The following is a 17084-nucleotide window of genomic DNA, read 5'->3' on the forward strand; positions in this document are numbered from 1 at the left end:
CGTCACGCCATGCCCGCCATCCTTGACGCATCGACCACCATCTGCACGCCGAGCCCGCCGAGAATGAGCCCCATCGCCCAGCGCTGCGCGAGCAGCAGGGTCGGGCGCCCGTGCAGGAACGTCGCGATGCGGCTCGAACAGATCGCCACCAGCCCGTTCGCGCAAGCGAACGCGGTGATCAGCAACGAACCGAGGAACAGCGATTGCCCGAGCACGCTGCCGTTCCGGTAGTCGATGAACTGCGGCAGCAGCGAAATGAACAGCATCGCGAGCTTCGGGTTCAGCACGCTGGTCGTCGCGCCCATCGCCAGCAAACGAAGCGGGCGCTCGCTCGGCAATGCACGCACCTCGAACGGCGAGCGGCCGCCGGGCCTGACGGCCTGCCACGCGAGATACAACAGGTACGCCGCACCGACCACGGCCAGAACACTGCCCGCGTAGGGCACGCTCATGAACAGCGTCGTGATCCCGAACGCCGCACCGAACATGTAGAACAGGTAGCCGATCATCACGCCGCCGAGCGAGATGAGCCCCGCGGTGCGTCCCTGCGCGATCGAGCGCGACATCACGTAGACCATGTTCGGCCCGGGCGTGACCGCGAGCATGCCGCCGATGACGAGAAATCCGTAGAGCGATCCGGACGTATGCATGTCTGATGATTCCTGCAACGAGTAAGGGCTGACGGGATGCATTGTCCGATCGTGGAGGAGAACAGTAAAACGGGATAAACTGAATCGATTAATCAGTTTTTCTGAAGATGATGAAAAAGCTCGACCTCGATGTGCTCGCGATGGTGGTGGCCGTGGCGGAATCCGGATCGTTCGCGCAGGGCGCGCAGGCCGTGCACCGGTCGCCGTCGGCGGTGAGCATGCAGATCAAGGCGCTGGAAGACGCGCTCGGCAAGCCGCTCTTCATCCGCGACACGCGCAACGTGACGCCGACCGACGACGGCACGATGCTCGCCGAATACGGCCGCCGGATGCTGGCGATGCGCGACGAGGCCTGGGCGTCGGTCGTGCGCCCGGAGGTCCGCGGCCGCGTGACGATCGGCGTGCCCGACGATTACATTTCGTCGCTGCTGCCGCAGGTGCTCGGCAAGTTCGCCGCGATGCATCCGCGCGTGGAAATACGCGTGATCGGCCAGCCGAGCAGCGCGCTCGTGCCGATGCTGAAGGACAACACGGTCGACCTCGCGTGCCTCACGCGGATCAAGGGGGTGACCGGCGAGCTGATCCGGCTCGAGCCGCTCGTCTGGGTCGGGTCGCCGAAGCGCAATGTGTGGGAAGAGCGGCCGCTGCCGGTGGCTTTTTTCACGCACGGCGGCAGCATGGCGCGCGATCACGCGGTCAAGGCGCTGAACCGGCGGAAGATCCCGTACCGGATGTCGTACGAGAGCCCGAGCCACCTCGGCCTGCTCAGCATGGTGGAGGCCGGGCTCGCGGTCGCGCCGCTGGCGCGCTGCTGCATTCCCGATCATCTCGTGCAGCTGTCGGAAAGCCACGGGCTGCCGCCGCTCGGTGAAATGGAGGTCGTGCTCGCGCGCAGCGCACAGTCCGCGCGCCCGCCGTGCGACTACCTGGCCGAGCAGATTCTCGGCGAATGGCGCACCTGAGCGGCCCGACGCCGGCCGCATTTCAGCACGACTTCAGCAGCCATTCGCGGAACGCGACGAGTGACGGTAGCGTCTCGTTCCCCGGCGGGTAGACGAGGTAGTAGCTGCGCTGGCTGGTGATCGCGTCGCCGATCGACACGAGCTCGTGGCGGCTCAGCTCGTCTTCCACCAGCACTTTCGGCACGAGCCCGATCCCCATCCCGGCCCGCACCGCCTGGATCAGGTGCGACGTGAGCTCGAAGCTCGGGCCGACGCGCATCTGCCGATGGTCGAGCCGATAGTGCGAAAACCATTCCGCCCACGCCTGCTGGTTGCTCGTCACGCCGAGCAGCGTCTGCTTCGCGGCCCACGCCGGCGTGCGTGCGTCGGCCTTGCGGCGGCTCGCGCTGCCCGTGTCCGGCGGCGCGATCGCGATCAGGAACTCGTTGTACAGCCGGTGCGCGTGCAGGCCCGGCCAGTCGCCCGCGCCGACGGTGATGGCCGCGTCGAGGTCGTCGTTGAGGAAATCGATGGCGCCGATCCGCGAATGGAGGTGCACGGTCACGCCCGGATGCGCGGCGTAGAAATCGTGCAGGTGCGGCAGCAGCCATTTCGAGCCGAATGTGGGCAGCGTCGCGAGCCGCAGCGTACCGGCGCCCGCCTGGTGGGACATCGCCTGCAGCGTCGCGCCGCGGATGCGCCCCAGCGCACCGCTCAGCTCGGTGAAGTAGCGGCGCCCGACTTCGGTCAGCTTGACCGAGCGGCCCTCGCGCCGGAACAGCGGCACGCCGAGTTGATCCTCGAGCGTCTGGACCTGCCGGCTGATCGCGCTCTGGCTCAGCGACAGCTCCTCGGCCGCGCGCGTGTAGCTTTCATGCCGCGCGGCGGCCTCGAATACCAGCAGCAGCGACATCGACGGGGTGAGGCGACGGTAATTCATGAGTTTTATGCAATATTCGCCGGAGCAGAATTCGTTTGTTTCTCGCGAAGTATCCAAAGATACTGGAATTCCCGGTCGCGTGGAAACTTGCTAAAAAATCATGTTTCAGCCGCGCGAGCCGGCCGGTTCCACCCACACTGCCGCCTTTACCCATGTCGATCGCCTCGTTGCCCCGTCCCACCAGCCCGCCCGCGCATGCGTACCGTGATTTTCTCGCCGCGCTGCAGGCCGCCGGATTCGCCGGGGAAATCCGCGCGGACCATGCGAACCGGACGGTGCAGGCCACCGACAACTCGATCTACCAGCGCCTGCCGCAAGCGGTGATCTGCCCCGCGCATGCGGACGACGTCCGGCTGCTGGCACGGCTGCTCGCCGAGCCCGCGCATCGCGACGTCGCGGTGGCCGCGCGCGGCGGCGGCACGGGCACCAACGGGCAGTCGCTGACCGACGGCGTGGTCGTCGACCTGTCGCGCAACATGAACCGGATCCTCGAAATCGACGTCGAGCAGCGCTGGGTGCGCGTGCAGGCGGGCGTCGTCAAGGATCAGCTCAACGCGGCGCTGAAGCCGCACGGGCTGTTCTTCGCGCCGGAACTGTCGACGTCGAACCGCGCGACCGTCGGCGGAATGATCAACACCGACGCGAGCGGGCAGGGCAGCTGCACGTACGGCAAGACGCGCGACCACGTGCTCGAGCTCGATTTCGTGCTGATGGGCGGAGAGCAGCTGCACAGCGAAGCACTCGCGGACGACGAGCTCGAGCGCCGCTGCGCGCGCGAGGACCGCATCGGCAAGGTCTACCGCACCGCGCGGCGCATCAGCGACGACAAGGCGGCGCTGATCGAAGCGAAGTTTCCGAAGCTCAACCGCTGCCTGACCGGCTACGACCTCGCGCACCTGCGCGAACCGGACGGCCGCTTCAACCTGAACAGCGTGCTGTGCGGCGCGGAAGGCTCGCTCGGCTTCGTCGTCGAGGCGAAGCTCAACGTGCTGCCGATCCCGAAGTACTCGGTGCTGGTCAACGTGCGCTATGCGGGCTTCATGGACGCGTTGCGCGATGCCCGTGCGCTGCTCGCGCACCAGCCGCTGTCGATCGAGACGGTCGACTCGAAGGTGCTGATGCTGGCGATGAAGGACTTCGTGTGGAGCAGCGTGGCCGAGTATTTCCCGCAGGACGACGCCCGGCCGACGCTCGGCATCAACCTGATCGAATTCAGCGGCGACGATGCGGAGGACGTCGATGCACGCGTGCGCGCGTTCGTCGACCATCTGCGCACCGATGCGAGCGTGGAGCGCCTGGGGCACACGCTCGCGGCCGGCGACGACGCGGTGAAGCGCGTGTATGCGATGCGCAAGCGCGCGGTGGGCCTGCTCGGCAACGTGCAGGGCGAGGCGCGCCCGCAGCCGTTCGTCGAGGACACTGCGGTGCCGCCCGAGAACCTCGCCGCGTACATCGCCGAATTCCGCGCGCTGCTCGACGGCCACGGGCTGCAATACGGGATGTTCGGGCACGTCGATGCCGGTGTGCTGCACGTGCGGCCGGCGCTCGACATGAAGGACCCGAAGCAGGCGGCGCTGGTACGGCCCGTATCGGATGCGGTGGCCGAGCTCACGCAGCGCCACGGCGGCCTGTTGTGGGGCGAGCACGGCAAGGGCGTGCGCTCCGAATATGCGCCGGCATTCTTCGGCGAGCTGTATCCGTCGCTGCAGCAACTGAAGGCCGCGTTCGATCCGCACAACCAGTTCAACCCGGGCAAGATCGCGACGCCGCCGGAAAACACGATGCGGCTGCTGAAGATCGACGAAGTGCCGACGCGCGGCGACCACGACCGGCAGATCGACGAGCGCGTGTGGCAGAGCTACGGCACCGCGATGCACTGCAACGGCAATGGCGCGTGCTACAACTTCGATCCGGACGACGCGATGTGCCCGTCGTGGAAGGCGACGCGCGAACGCGTGCAATCGCCGAAGGGGCGGGCGTCGCTGATGCGCGAATGGTTGCGCCTGCAAGGGCAGGCCGGCGTCGACGTCGTCGCGGCGGCGCGTGCGCGGCAGCCGTTCCTGGGCGGCCTTGCCACGCGCTGGCGCAACAGCCGCGCGGCGCGCAACGGCGAAGCCGATTTCTCGCACCAGGTGTACGACGCGATGGCCGGATGCCTCGCGTGCAAGTCGTGCGCGGGGCAGTGCCCGGTGAAGGTGAACGTGCCGGAGTTTCGCTCGCGTTTTCTCGAGCTGTATCACCAGCGCTACCTGCGGCCGCTGCGCGACTACCTGATCGGTTCGCTCGAATTCACGATGCCGTGGATGGCGCGGGTGCCCGCGCTGTACAACGGGCTGATGCGCTCGGGATGGGTGCGCACGGTGCTGGAGCGGCACGTCGGCATGGTCGACAGCCCGCTGCTGAGCCGCTTCGATCTCGCGGCCGTGATCCGTCAATGGCGCGTGAAGCCGGCCGATCCGCAGGCGCTTGCCGCACTGAGCGATGCGCAGCGCGCACGCAGCGTCGTCATCGTGCAGGACACCTTCACGCGCTATTTCGATACCGAGCAACTGGCGACGCTGATCGAGCTGGCGGCGCGCATGGGCTTCCAGGTGTGGCTCGCGCCGCTCGCGCCGAACGGCAAGGCGCTGCACGTGCAGGGCTTCCTGCGCGCGTTCGAGCAGGCGGCGATTCGCAATGCGACGCAGCTGGCCGCGCTGGCGCGCTCGGGTGTCGCGCTGGTCGGCCTCGATCCGGCGATGACGCTCACGTATCGGCAGGAGTACCTGAAGGTGACGGGGCTCACCGATGTGCCGAAAGTTGCGCTACCGCAGGAGTGGTTGCTGCAGGCGTTGCCGGAGGCTGGTACTGGCGACGGTGTCGGCGGCGTGCCCACGTCGTACCGGTTACTGCCGCACTGCACCGAGAAGACCAATGCGCCCGACAGCGGCAAGCAATGGGCCCAGGTATTCGCGCGGTACGGGCTGCGGTTGAAGGTCGAGTCGACCGGGTGCTGCGGGATGTCGGGTACCTACGGGCACGAGGCGCGCAATCTCGCGACGTCGAAGACGATCTATGCGCAGTCGTGGGCGTCACACGTGGACGGGCCGGAGGACGAAGGCGAGGCGCTGGCGACCGGCTATTCGTGCCGCAGCCAGGTGAAGCGGATGTCGTCGAAGCAGGTGCGCCATCCGTTGCAGGCGCTGCTCGATCACATGCGGGCGGTGGGGTGATGGGGCGGGCGTCGCGTGTCGCGTTGCCCGTGAGATGACATTCGATTCAGCGTCGAGCGGCAAGCCCCGTGCCGTCGTCGACGCATGCCTGTGCTCAGGCGTCGGCTTTCGCCGTTTTTCTGGAACGTGGTTTTTCCACCGCAGGAAACGCACCGCCGCCGCGCGGCCGTTTCGGCTCGATCCGCATCTGCCGGATCACGCGCCGGAAATCGATCTCGTGCGCCGCCATCGTGCCGATCAGTTTCGCGATGACCGCGAGGTGGGAAGGAACCGTGCCCTTGCTCGAATAGTTCGTGATCGAGCTTTCGTTCATCCGGATCAGGCGGGCGAACTCGCGCGCCGTCAGCTGTGCCTTCTTCAACTCCTGTTGAAATTCCGCATACGCCATTGCGCACATGATGCTTCGTCTCCGTGAATCAGAATTCGGCCCGCGCGGCGCCGGCGCCGACGGGTGGCGTTCCCGTCGCACCGGCGCCGCGGCGGGTTACATCTTCACCTGGTCGAGGAAGGTCTTCTTGCCGCTCTTGTAGCCGTAGATCGAGATGATCCCGTGCGTCAGGTCGCCCTTCGAATCGAACGTCGTCGTGCCGATCACGCCTTCGTACTTCGTCGCCGGCATCGCCGCGAGGATCTTCGCCGGGTCGGTCGAGTTCGCGCGCTTCATCGCGTCGACCGCGATGTAGACCGCGTCATACGCGAACGGCGCATCGAACTTGATGCCCTGGTTGAAGCGCTTCTGGTACTTCGCGAGGAAGTCCGCGCCGCCCGGCATCTTCTCGAGCGCAGCGCCGGCCTGCGAGCACAGCACGTTGTCGGCCGCCGGGCCGGCCAGCTCGGCCAGCGAGTCGGTGCACACGCCGTCGCCGGACAGGATCTTCGCGCGCAGGCCGAGCTGCTTCGCCTGCTTCGCGAGCGGGCCGCCGGTGGCGTCCATGCCGCCGTACATGATCGCGTCCGGGTTCTCGCCCTTGACCTTCGTCAGGATCGCGCGGAAGTCGACCGCCTTGTCGTTGGTCGCGTCGTGCGACAGCACCTTCAGGCCGAGCGCCTTCGCCTTCTTCTCGAACTCGTTCGCGAGGCCCTGGCCGTACGCGGTCGAATCGTCGATCACCGCGACGCTCTTCACGCCCTTCGACTGCGCGTAGCTCGCGAGCGCCGGGCCTTGCTGCGCGTCGGTCGCGACGACGCGGTAGGTCGTCTTGAAGCCTTGCTGCGTGTAGGTCGGGTTCGTGGCCGACGGCGAGATCTGCACGATGCCCGCGTCGCTGTAGATCTTCGACGCCGGGATCGACGTGCCCGAGTTCAGGTGGCCGATGACGGCGACGACCCTGTCGTCGACGAGCTTCTGCGCGACCTGGGTGGCCTGGCGCGGGTCGGCCGCGTCATCCTGTGCATCGAGTTGCAGCGTGATCTTCTTGCCGCCGATCGTGAGGCCCTTCGCATTGATTTCCTCGACCGCGAGGCGCGCACCGTTCTCGTTGTCCTTGCCGAGGTGCGAGATGCCGCCCGTCGTCGGTTCGACGCTGCCGATCTTGACGACCTGGTCGGCCATCGCGGTCGACGCGGCCGCGAATGCGGCGGCAGCCAGTGCGACGGTGATCAGGGGTTTGCAGCGCATGCCGACAGTGCTTCGTTCCATCTGCCATCTCCGAATTGAATGTCTTTCTATTGGCGTCTCGACCGGCCGACGGCGAGGTCGGGGCGATCGGACGAGTCTCCATACCCATCATGGGCTTCACTGCATCGCGTCCTCCCCGCGACGTGCCGCCCGGGTGAGCGGGCGAATCGGGGCCCTGAAACGGTGCAATTCGTATGAATATATATGAAGCCGATTTTGCGCGCTGCAGCGAATCGCGTAGCGGGGCGTTCTCAGCACGGCCGGCGCCCGACATTCGAAGGCGCCGGATGCCGGAAATCGTGCACCGCGGCAGGCCACGGGCTGCAATTCGCTGTCGACGGCCTTACGGCCGCATCCATTATTCGGCCGGCGGCCGGGACGAAGCCATGGACACTGACGCACGGTCAATCCGGAACTGTTCGGTCGATTTGTCTGCACAGTTTGGACGATTTCGATTGCGCATCCGGTTGCGGGGCCATGCTTCATCGCGATCGATACCCTCGTTTTAATGCAACTAACGGTCGAGCCCGGCAGCATCGGTGAACTGGCGCGGGGCGACAGCCTGCACCACGCATTCAGCTTTGCAAATTCCGGGGTTCGCCCCGACCGGCTCGCTTGCGGATCGCCTGGCCGATCGAGCCGGCCCGCTTCGGCTGCGATCCTACGAACGTCCGCGCAACGCCACGAAGATCACGCCGGCAATCGCCAGCAAGCCGCCGCACACCGTCTCGATGCCGGGTCGCTCGCCGGTCAGCGCCATCGACAGGACCGTCGCGACCGCCGGCGTCAGGTAGAGGAAGTTGGCGGCGCGCGCCGCGCCGAAGTAGCCGAGTGCAAAGGTCCAGGTCGCGTAACCCAGCGCGGCGGGGAAGATGCCGAGCATCAGCACGGCCAGCGCGGTGTCGCGCGACCCGCTGCCCAGCGCCACGAGCGCGCCCGGCAGCCACGGCGTGAGCAGCAGCGCGCCGGCCAGCAGCGTGTACGCGGTGCAGGCCAGCGCGCCGTACACCGGAATCAGCCGCCGCTGCAGCACGAAGTAGCTGGCCGAACACAGGGCCGCGCCGAGAATCAGCGTGCTGCCCGCACCGAGGACGAGGCCGCCCGGCTGCCCGCGTGCGATCACCGCGATACCGGCGAGGCTGACCAGCGAGCCGAGCCAGCCCCAGCGATTGAAGCGCTCGCCGAGAAACACGGCGGCCAGCAGCGCCGTGAAGATCGGCAGCGTGTTCACGATGAAGCTCGCCGCGCCGGCCGAGACGGTTTGCTCGCCGGTATTGAGCAGCGCGTTGTAGAGCGCGATGCCGAGAAAGCCGCACAACAGGAAGCGTAGCGCGTCGCCGCGGGTCGGCACGCGCGGCCGCCGCACCGCGAGCCACGCGACGATCAGCACGGCTGCGGTGGCGAAGCGCGCCGCCGCGAGCTGCAGCGGCGTCAGGCCATGCAGGCCGATCCGGATGAACGGGAAAGCGGACGCCCACGAGACGATCGTGAAGGCGACCGCGCCGGCCGCGATCAGCGGCTGCCGCGCAGTGCGCGACGACGGGGTGGAGAGCGTGTTCATGCGACCATGATGCGGCGTGGCAAGATGTTAAGCTAGCGCACAGATCAGCACGCAGATATGACGATGATTCACAGCTCGAGCCGGCGGCCGGCCGGCGCTTCAACCCGCTCGAAGCGCGCGCCGGCGTCGTCGCCCGCCGCAGCGCCGGCGCCGGGTTCGCGGCCGCCGCTCGCGAGTCTCGAGACGGTGTGCACGGTCGCGCGCGAGGGTTCGTTCCTGGCCGCGGCGGATGTCTCCGGCGTGACGCACGGCGCGATCAGCCGGCGGGTGGCCGCTGTCGAAAACTGGCTCGGCCTGCGGTTGTTCGAACGTCATGCGCGCGGCGTGCGCCTGACGCCGGACGGCCAGCGCTTCGTCGGCCGGATCGAGCAGGCGTTCGCGATCATCGACAGTGCGGCCGATCAGTGGCGCTCGCCGCGTACGCCGCGGCTGGTCAGGATGAGCGTGGTGCCGGCCTTCGCGCAGCTCTGGCTGCTCGAGCGCCAGCATGCACTCGAGAGCGAGGCGCCCGCATTGCGGATCGAACTCGGCATCGATCTGCGCAACGTGGATATCGCCGGCGGCGAAGCAGACCTGTCGATCCGGTACGGGCGCGGCAACTGGCGTCAGCTCGACACCCGTGCGTTCATGCCGGAACGGCTCTATCCGGTCGCGCATCCGCGGCTTGCCGCGCAACTGTCGAAGGCGCGCCGCCGGCGCGGCGATGCCGCGTTGCTCGACATGCCGTTGCTGCACGATTCCGACGTGACCGGCTGGCGCACGTGGTTCGATGCATTGGGCGTGCCGTTCAAGCCGCGCGCGCAGGATCGCCGTTTCGAGGATTACAACCTCGTGCTGGCCGCCGCCGAGGCCGGGCTCGGCGTGGCGCTGGCGCGGGTACCGCTCGCCGACGCCTATCTCAAGCGCAGCGAACTCGTGCGCGTGAGCCCGCACGAAGTCGATTCGGTGCTCAGGTATTACTTCGTGCATGCGAAGGGGGAGAATCGGCCTGAGGTGCTGGCGTTGATGGAGCGGATGCGGGCGGCGGTGGGGGCAGGCGGCTAGCCCTGGCTAGGGTATCGTGTCGGCCCGCCACGGTAGCTGTGGCAGCGAAAAAGCGTTGTGCGATACGCGGCACTAGGCTCGGGCCGCCGGATCGACGACAATGCGACCGCGAAAAACGATGAGGTGGAGAGATGAACGAGATTCGAAAAGGGATGCATCCGTGCGGATGCAAGCGAGGTCAACAATGAACAAGCCGGACAAGTCGTCGAAAGCGCGTGCCGCGCTCGACCAGCTGTTTTCGGGCATGGCGCCCACGGATGCGACGCGCGCGTCGCGTCCTGGCAATCCGTTCGAGGCGAGCGCGGACGATGCATCCGCCGGCACGGGCGGCCGCGGCGGTATCGAGGTCACGCTGTCGACCCGGATCCAGTTGCGCGGCTATCCGAATGCGAACGCGTTCATGAAGCGCATGGCCGAAGCATGGGGGCTGGAGTGGGGGATGTACGACAGCGTCAAGGCCATCGCGACGCTGCCCGTCGGTTGGCGAGCGCGCCGGCTGCCGGAAGTCACGCAAATCGTCGACGGACACGACGTGCTGCGCGCGGAGAGCAGCCTGCAGGGCGGCGAAATGTCGTATCTGAAAGTGCATCCGCGGTACTACATCGACGCACGCAAGGGATTGGGCTGGGGCAAGTCGTCGAAGGCGTCCGACGATCCGGATCTCGACGGTCCCGACTGGAACTGCTTCGTGATCGATCGCGAAAAGTCCATCGAAGTGCACGAACTGACGACCTCGTCGCTGAAAGCCGACATGGACAACGCGCGGGCGACGTTGCTGAAATGGCTGGACGAGAACTATCCGAAACATCGCGATCCTTTCGCTTACTGGTCGGATTGCGAAGGAGCGTCGTAATTTTGCGTGGCTGCCCGGTTCGGGTTCCGGTTCACCGGCACGCGCTGTGCGGCCGGCGCCGGAGCGGGTGGGGTGCAAGTCGCTTCGATGCATCGGCCGGTTGCGACGGGAGCGTCAATTGAAACGAGCCAGTGTCGTCCCGGTTCTCTGGGCAGCGTTCGGTGCGGCGGTCGGTTCGACCGTCATCGAGCTGCTGCTCTGGCCGATCGTCGGCGACGACGCGATCGGGAACCTGCTGCGCGACACACGCCTCACGGCAGCCATCGTGATGGGGCGCGGCGTGCTCGGCGCGTCCGCCGGCTTCGATCCGCTCGTCATGGCGGTGGCGACCCTCGTGCATATGGTGCTGTCGCTGGTCTATGCGGCCGTGCTGGCGAAGGCGATTCGCAACCTGTCGCTCGCGGCCTCGCTCTTCGTGGGCGGTGGGTTCGGCCTCATTCTGTACGGCGTCAACCTGTACGCGTTCACCGCGATCTTCCCGTGGTTCATTCCGGTTCGTGGCGCGATCACACTCGTGGCCCATCTGGTATTCGGGATCACGGCAGCGGCGGCCTACCGCTGCGCCAGGCGCTAGGCCGGGCGCCAATCGACGGTTCCCGCGTCGATCATTCGCACCAGACCCCTGGAATAAGCCCGCGCGCTGCATCGTTTAGCCGGCAGGAGACCCTGCACGATGCGGCGGCGCGTGAGCACCGCATGATGAATCGTGCGCGAGCAATCCGATCTGCCGGGCGCCGTCAGCCGCCCCTGCGATCGAGTGGTCGGGGGCAATCAGGCAGGAGCCGATCATGTGCAACTGGTTTCGATACGGGATAGGTATCGTCTGTCTCGGCTGTTCCGCGGCGGTCTTTGCGCAAACGTACGACGATCTGGCGGACGAGACGACGAACTGCCGGGCGGTCGTCGCGCGAGCGAACATCGACGGCACCGAGCAGCAAATCGTCGGGCGTGCGTGCCTGCAGGACGATGGCACATGGCAGTTCGTGCAGAGCGCCGATGGTAGTGTTTTATGGTATCCGGCAGCGGACTATCCGTATGCGGACCTGGGGTACTGGGGGCCGCCGCTTTTCATCGGCGCAGGTGTGGGCTTCGTGTTCATCGATCGCTTCCACCGCTTCCATCATTTCCACCACTTCGATCACGTCGTCCACTTCAACGGGGTGGACCATCACCGCGTCGGCGTGCCGATCGGTGCCGGTTTTCACCACGGTGCGTTTCCGGCCGGCACCGTCGGCCACGGATTCGGCGGCATGCATCAGTTCGGCGGGGTGAGCGGATTCGGTGGAATGCGGCGACATTAGGCGGTGTTTGCGGCCGGACTCGCTGCCGCCGTACCCCTGCTAATCGAGCCGCCCGCGCAGGTCGTCGAACGGAATCATCACGTGCGTGCGATACGCGGGCCGCGCTTTCAGCCGCTCGTACCACGCTTGCACGTGCGGGATGTCCGGTCGTGCGATGTCGAGTTCGAAGTAGCGATACAGGTGCGTGCCGGCCGCGATGTCGGCGAGCGTGAGCGTGTCGCCCGCGAGAAACGGCTGCGCGGCCAGCGCCGCGTCGAGCGCCTGGAAGTGCTGCGCGCACTGCGCGATGCTTTGCTCGACGCGCACCGTGTCGCGCTGTTCGGGCGGCGTCCGGAAGTAGCCCCGGAACACGCCGTTCAGGAACGTCGGCTGCAACGTGGTTTGCGACCAGTCCATCCAGCGGTCGGCGCGCGACTGTTCGGCGGGGTCGTCGTGCCAGAAGCCGGGGCGTCCGTAACGCGCGGCGAGGTAGCGCAGGATGCTGTGCGATTCCCAGACGAACGTGCCGCCATCGTCGATCACGGGTATGCGTCCGTGCGGGTTCATTGCGAGAAACGCGGGCGTGTCGAGTACGCTGAACTGCCCGCCGGCCGGCACGTGCCGATGCGCAAGCGCGAGCTCGTCGACGAGCCACATCACCTTCTGGACGTTGAATGCATTGCGGCGTCCCCATACGGTCAGCATGCCGGCCTCCTTGTGTCGTGCGGAACGGGATCGCGACAGTGTAAACGCCACAGGCGCGCACCGCGGTGCGCGCCTGCCGGCTGTCGTCGAGGTCGTCGTCGTTGCCGTGCGGCGACGCGATCAGAACTTGTGGCGAATCCCGACGATCGCGAGTTCCTGGGTATCGGTGCCGGAGTTCACGCCGTACGAGCCGACCGACGCGGCGGCCTTCACGACCGCGCCGTTCGCGTTGAGCGTGTTGCCGCTCGCCTTCTGGTAGCCGAACAGTGCATACAGGTCGGTGCGTTTCGACAGCGCGTAGTCCGCGCCGAGGTTGACCTGGTTGTAGTGCGCGGAACTCGGCCCCGTCAGCGACGTGTAGTTGTAGCCAACGCCCGCGCGCAGCGCCGGCGAGAACTGCCAGTTGAAGAACGCCGAGCCGTTGTTGAACTTCGCGTTCTGGGTGAACGCCGACAGCGTGTCCGCGCCGTACTGCGTGTTCGAATACGCGAGGCCGAAGGTGGCGGGCCCGGCCACGTACTGGCCGGCCACGCGCACGATCTGGATCGACTTCGCGCTCGAGAAGCCCTGGTTGATCACGGTGTTGAACAGCGTGTCCGAGCTGCTCGACCACGTGCGCACGCCGTTCGCGACGGTGGAGCCGCCGTTCGCATAGAAGAAGCCGGCGCCGAGCGACAGCGGGCCGTTCGCGTAGCTTGCGCCGAAGCTGTACGTGCGGCCGCTGCCGGTGGCGCCCGCCACGCCGCCGAAGCCGTACAGGCCTTCGAACTGGAAGCCCGAGATCAGCGGGCTCGTGTATTTCACCGAGTTGCTGACGCGCAGGCTGTTGTCGTAGTTGTCGAGGTCGCCCGGCGTCGCGAACACGCCGCCGAAGTAGTTGTCCTGCGTGAGGCCCTGCACGAGATCGACGACCGGATCGTACTGGCGGCCGAGCGTGACGGTGCCGTACGTGCTGCTCGCGAGGCCGACGACGGCCTTGCGGCCGAATTCGCGCGAGCCCTGGCCGAGCGCGCCCGTGCCGATGTTGAAGCCGTTCTCGAGCTGGAACAGCGCGGCCAGGCCGCCGCCGAGATCCTCGGTGCCGCGCAGCCCCCAGCGGCTGCCCGACAGGTTGCCGCTGCTGAACTTGACGAGGCTCGACGCGTTGCTGCCGTTCGCGTTCTGCGCGTTGTGCACGTACGCGATGCCCGCATCGGCGATACCGTACAGCGTGACGCTGCTTTGCGCGTGAGCGCCGGCGGCAAAGAGCGCGGCCGGCAGTGCGAGCAGTGCGAATGAACGGATCTGTTTCATTGTTGGATTCCCCCGTTGGTCGATTGGTCTGACGAATCGGTGAACGATACGGACGGCGCATCGTCGAGGGAACCAATAAATTGTCGGATCGTTATGAGGTGGCGCGGAGATGGGTGCGCGCGCAACCTGCCGGCGGCCGGCACGCGGGGATGCTATGCGTCGTGCCGCCGCGACGCGTTTCTCAGAACGAGCGTCATCAGTTGCCGGCGCGAATCGACGCCGAGCTTCGCGAAGGCGCGCTTCGCGTAGGTGTCGACGGTGGAGGTCTTGAGCCCCATCGATTGCGCGATGGCCGCCGACGTCATGCCCTGGATGAACGACGTGCACACGTGCATCTCGCGCGCGGTCAACCGTTCCTGCCATTCGGGCAGCCATTGCGCGACGAGGTCGAGATCGAGTTCGTCACGCGGTGCGTCGTCGGCGGAGATCGCGCCGAGCAGGCGCTTGTGCGCGGACGCCAGCGGCAGCACGACCTGCGAAAGCTGCTTCAGCAGGCTCAGCTCCTTCAGCAAAAACGGCGGCAGCCGCCGCGATCGCGCGATCGAGATCGAGTAGCGCGTGCCGCCCGTCACGCCCGCGATCACGCATTCGTCGTGAATGTCGCCGGCATCGAAGAACAGATGCCGCAGCTCGCTCGCCACACGCTGCGCGGACACCTGCAGCAACTGCACGTCGTTTTCGGTTTCGATCGCCGCGTACGTTGCATCGTCGCTCGCGTAGCTGCGGTAGTAGTGGCGCATCACCTGCGCGACCAGCTCGGGCTCGCGGCCGAAGCTGCCGATCCAGCCGACGCTGCGCCGGCCGGAAGACGCACTGCGCTCGTAGTCGAGATGCACGGCGTCGAAATCGACGTAGCGCACGAGCGTGTCGTAGACGGCGCGCATGAACTGCGGCGTGCCGACAGCTTGCGCGATGTCGCCCAGCGTTTCGGTCACGAACGCGACGTGGCTCAGCGGGAGATCGGGGGCGGGCAGCGCAGCGCTCATGGCGTCGTGTATCGAAGATTTTCAAGTGGCGCTACAGGTATCACGAATATTTTCGACTGCCTACGCGGGAATCTACCCAAACGGGGGAAATCGACGTCGCCGTTTGTCCCGGTTTTCGGGACTGACGCTGCCGGCCGTGATCTCTACATTGACCCTTGTGCTGAACACCGCTCGACGGCGTTGACGCGAGTCCGGACCCGGACCGGGCGCAACGGCCGATCCCCATCACAAGGAGAATCCCCATGCGTATCCGTATCCGTCGTCAACCGGCGACGTTGCGCGCCGCGCACGTCACGTCGGCGGCGCTGGCCGTCGCGGCCAGCCTGTGCGCCCATGCCGACGACACCCACCTGAACGTGTACAACTGGTCGGAGTACGTCGCGAAGGACACGGTCCCCGTCTTCGAGAAGCAGTCGGGCATCAAGGTGCGCTACGACAGCTACGACAGCGACGATACGCTGCAGACCAAGCTGCTTGCGGGCAGCTCGGGCTACGACATCGTGGTGCCGACGTCGAACTATCTCGCGCAGCAGATCCAGGCCGGCGTGTACCAGAAGCTCGACAAGTCGAAGCTGCCGAATCTCGCGAACCTCGACCCGTTGCTGATGAAGATGGTCGCGAAGGCCGACCCGGGCAACCAGTACGGCGTGCCGTGGGCATGGGGCACGACGGGGATCGGCTACAACGTCGAGGCGGTCAGGAAGCGGCTCGGCGACAACGCACCGACTGACAGCTGGGCGCTGCTGTTCGACCCGGCGAACGCGGCGAAGCTGAAGGGCTGCGGCATCTCGCTGCTCGACGCGCCGGACGCCGCGTTCGCGGCGGCGCTGCAGTACATGGGAAAGGACCCGGAGAGCAAGAACCCGGCCGACTACCAGGCGGCCTACGATGTGCTGAAGAAGATCCGCCCGTACGTCACGCAGTTCAGCTCGGCCGGCTATGCGGACGACCTCGCGAACAACGACGTGTGCGTCGTGCTCGGCTGGTCGGGCGACGTCGGTATCGCGCGGCGGCGCACGCTGGACGCCAAGCGCTCGTACGAGATCCGCTATGTGAATCCGAAAGAAGGCGGCCTGCTGTGGTTCGACGTGATGGCGATCCCGAAGGATGCGCCGCATCCGGAAGCCGCGCTGAAGTGGATCAACTACATCGAGGACCCGAAGACCAACGCGGCGATCACGAACGAGATCTACTACCCGAGCGCCAACAAGGCCGCGCGCCCGTTCGTGACACCGGCGATCGTGCAGGACCCGGGCATTTACCTGTCCGACGCGACGATCGCGAAGGCGTCGCTCGCGATGCCGCGCAGCGCCGACATCGCGCGGATGCAGAACCGTCTGTGGCTGCAGCTGAAGTCGGGCGGTTGAGGGAGACGACGATGATCCATACGTTCCCTGCCCCATCGGTTGCGGACGCCTTCGTGCGCATCGAAAACGTCGTGAAGAAGTTCGGCGACAGCACCGCCGTCGACAACGTGAACCTGACGATCGCGAAGAACGAGCTGTTCGCGCTGCTCGGCAGCTCGGGCTGCGGCAAGTCGACGTTGCTGCGCATGCTCGCCGGGCTCGAGACGGCCACCTCCGGCAAGATCTTCGTCGACGGCGAGGACCTCGCGTCGCTGCCGCCGTACCGCCGCCCGGTGAACATGATGTTCCAGTCGTACGCGCTGTTCCCGCACATGACGGTCGAATCGAACGTCGCGTTCGGCCTGAAGCAGGAAGGCACGCCGAAGCACGAGATCAAGGCGCGCGTGACCGATGCGCTTGCGCTCGTGCAGATGAGCAAGTACGCGCAGCGCAAGCCGCACCAGCTCTCCGGCGGCCAGCAGCAGCGCGTCGCGCTGGCCCGCTCGCTCGTCAAGCGCCCGAAGCTCTTGCTGCTCGACGAGCCGATGTCCGCGCTCGACAAGAAGATCCGCCAGAAAACCCAGCTCGAACTCGTGAACATCATCGAGAAGGTCGACGTGACCTGCGTGATGGTCACGCACGACCAGGAAGAGGC

The 17084-nt window shown here is 66.7% G+C and carries 16 protein-coding genes; 8 read left to right on the forward strand and 8 right to left on the reverse strand.

Features of this window, described 5'->3' with window-relative positions:
• Positions 1-2: 2 nt before the first annotated feature.
• Positions 3-650 (reverse strand): LysE family translocator, encoded by a 648-nt coding sequence (locus tag QZM35_RS34715; protein ID WP_089430011.1) that lies wholly within the window; start codon positions 648-650, stop codon positions 3-5.
• 110 nt (positions 651-760) lie between these two features.
• On the opposite strand from QZM35_RS34715, the gene QZM35_RS34720 reads away from it, so the two are divergent.
• On the forward strand, positions 761-1612 hold the full coding sequence (locus tag QZM35_RS34720; protein ID WP_039364498.1) for a LysR substrate-binding domain-containing protein: 852 nt from the start codon (positions 761-763) through the stop codon (positions 1610-1612).
• Positions 1613-1634: 22 nt separating this feature from the next.
• Here the strand turns inward: QZM35_RS34720 and QZM35_RS34725 are convergent, their stop codons facing one another.
• A complete protein-coding gene (locus tag QZM35_RS34725; RefSeq protein ID WP_089430010.1) occupies positions 1635-2531 on the reverse strand; it encodes a LysR substrate-binding domain-containing protein in 897 nt (298 codons plus the stop codon).
• A gap of 152 nt (positions 2532-2683) precedes the next feature.
• Between QZM35_RS34725 and QZM35_RS34730 the strand changes: the two genes are divergently transcribed.
• Positions 2684-5743: an FAD-binding and (Fe-S)-binding domain-containing protein gene (locus tag QZM35_RS34730; protein WP_301777609.1), complete on the forward strand. Its 3060-nt coding sequence runs from the start codon at positions 2684-2686 to the stop codon at positions 5741-5743.
• 94 nt (positions 5744-5837) lie between these two features.
• Here QZM35_RS34730 and QZM35_RS34735 read toward each other — a convergent pair whose 3' ends face one another.
• The 3 genes from QZM35_RS34735 to QZM35_RS34745 all read right to left on the reverse strand — a co-directional run bounded on the left by QZM35_RS34735 (position 5838) and on the right by QZM35_RS34745 (position 8922).
• A complete protein-coding gene (locus QZM35_RS34735) occupies positions 5838-6140 on the reverse strand; it encodes a DNA-binding protein (RefSeq protein ID WP_089430008.1) in 303 nt (100 codons plus the stop codon).
• 87 nt (positions 6141-6227) lie between these two features.
• A complete protein-coding gene (locus QZM35_RS34740; RefSeq protein WP_301777610.1) occupies positions 6228-7382 on the reverse strand; it encodes a branched-chain amino acid ABC transporter substrate-binding protein in 1155 nt (384 codons plus the stop codon).
• A gap of 640 nt (positions 7383-8022) precedes the next feature.
• Positions 8023-8922 carry a DMT family transporter gene (locus QZM35_RS34745; protein ID WP_089430006.1) on the reverse strand — a complete coding sequence of 300 codons (900 nt, stop codon included), beginning with the start codon at positions 8920-8922 and terminating at the stop codon, positions 8023-8025.
• A gap of 57 nt (positions 8923-8979) precedes the next feature.
• On the opposite strand from QZM35_RS34745, the gene QZM35_RS34750 reads away from it, so the two are divergent.
• The 4 genes from QZM35_RS34750 to QZM35_RS34765 all read left to right on the forward strand — a co-directional run bounded on the left by QZM35_RS34750 (position 8980) and on the right by QZM35_RS34765 (position 12120).
• Complete coding sequence (locus QZM35_RS34750) at positions 8980-9966, forward strand: LysR substrate-binding domain-containing protein (RefSeq protein WP_301777611.1); 987 nt, start codon at positions 8980-8982, stop codon at positions 9964-9966.
• Positions 9967-10150: 184 nt separating this feature from the next.
• Positions 10151-10819, forward strand: coding sequence for a nitroreductase (locus tag QZM35_RS34755; protein WP_089430004.1), 669 nt, complete (start codon positions 10151-10153; stop codon positions 10817-10819).
• A gap of 118 nt (positions 10820-10937) precedes the next feature.
• On the forward strand, positions 10938-11393 hold the full coding sequence (locus QZM35_RS34760) for a sodium:proline symporter (protein ID WP_301777612.1): 456 nt from the start codon (positions 10938-10940) through the stop codon (positions 11391-11393).
• A gap of 214 nt (positions 11394-11607) precedes the next feature.
• Positions 11608-12120: a hypothetical protein gene (locus QZM35_RS34765; protein WP_301777613.1), complete on the forward strand. Its 513-nt coding sequence runs from the start codon at positions 11608-11610 to the stop codon at positions 12118-12120.
• A gap of 39 nt (positions 12121-12159) precedes the next feature.
• Here the strand turns inward: QZM35_RS34765 and QZM35_RS34770 are convergent, their stop codons facing one another.
• From QZM35_RS34770 to QZM35_RS34780, 3 genes are all read right to left on the reverse strand, one after another.
• Positions 12160-12804 carry a glutathione S-transferase family protein gene (locus QZM35_RS34770; protein ID WP_301777614.1) on the reverse strand — a complete coding sequence of 215 codons (645 nt, stop codon included), beginning with the start codon at positions 12802-12804 and terminating at the stop codon, positions 12160-12162.
• Between the two features lie 120 nt (positions 12805-12924).
• On the reverse strand, positions 12925-14097 hold the full coding sequence (locus tag QZM35_RS34775; RefSeq protein WP_301777615.1) for a porin: 1173 nt from the start codon (positions 14095-14097) through the stop codon (positions 12925-12927).
• 152 nt (positions 14098-14249) lie between these two features.
• Positions 14250-15083: a LuxR C-terminal-related transcriptional regulator gene (locus tag QZM35_RS34780; RefSeq protein ID WP_089429999.1), complete on the reverse strand. Its 834-nt coding sequence runs from the start codon at positions 15081-15083 to the stop codon at positions 14250-14252.
• Between the two features lie 242 nt (positions 15084-15325).
• Here QZM35_RS34780 and QZM35_RS34785 point away from each other — a divergent pair, with 242 nt between their 5' ends.
• A complete protein-coding gene (locus QZM35_RS34785) occupies positions 15326-16450 on the forward strand; it encodes a polyamine ABC transporter substrate-binding protein (RefSeq protein WP_301777616.1) in 1125 nt (374 codons plus the stop codon).
• Between the two features lie 11 nt (positions 16451-16461).
• A partial coding sequence (locus QZM35_RS34790; protein ID WP_301777617.1) for an ABC transporter ATP-binding protein occupies positions 16462-17084 on the forward strand: 623 nt, incomplete at its 3' end.

Origin of the sequence: Burkholderia sp. AU45274, from assembly GCF_030482505.1 — a bacterium.
Classification (GTDB): Bacteria; Pseudomonadota; Gammaproteobacteria; order Burkholderiales; family Burkholderiaceae; genus Burkholderia.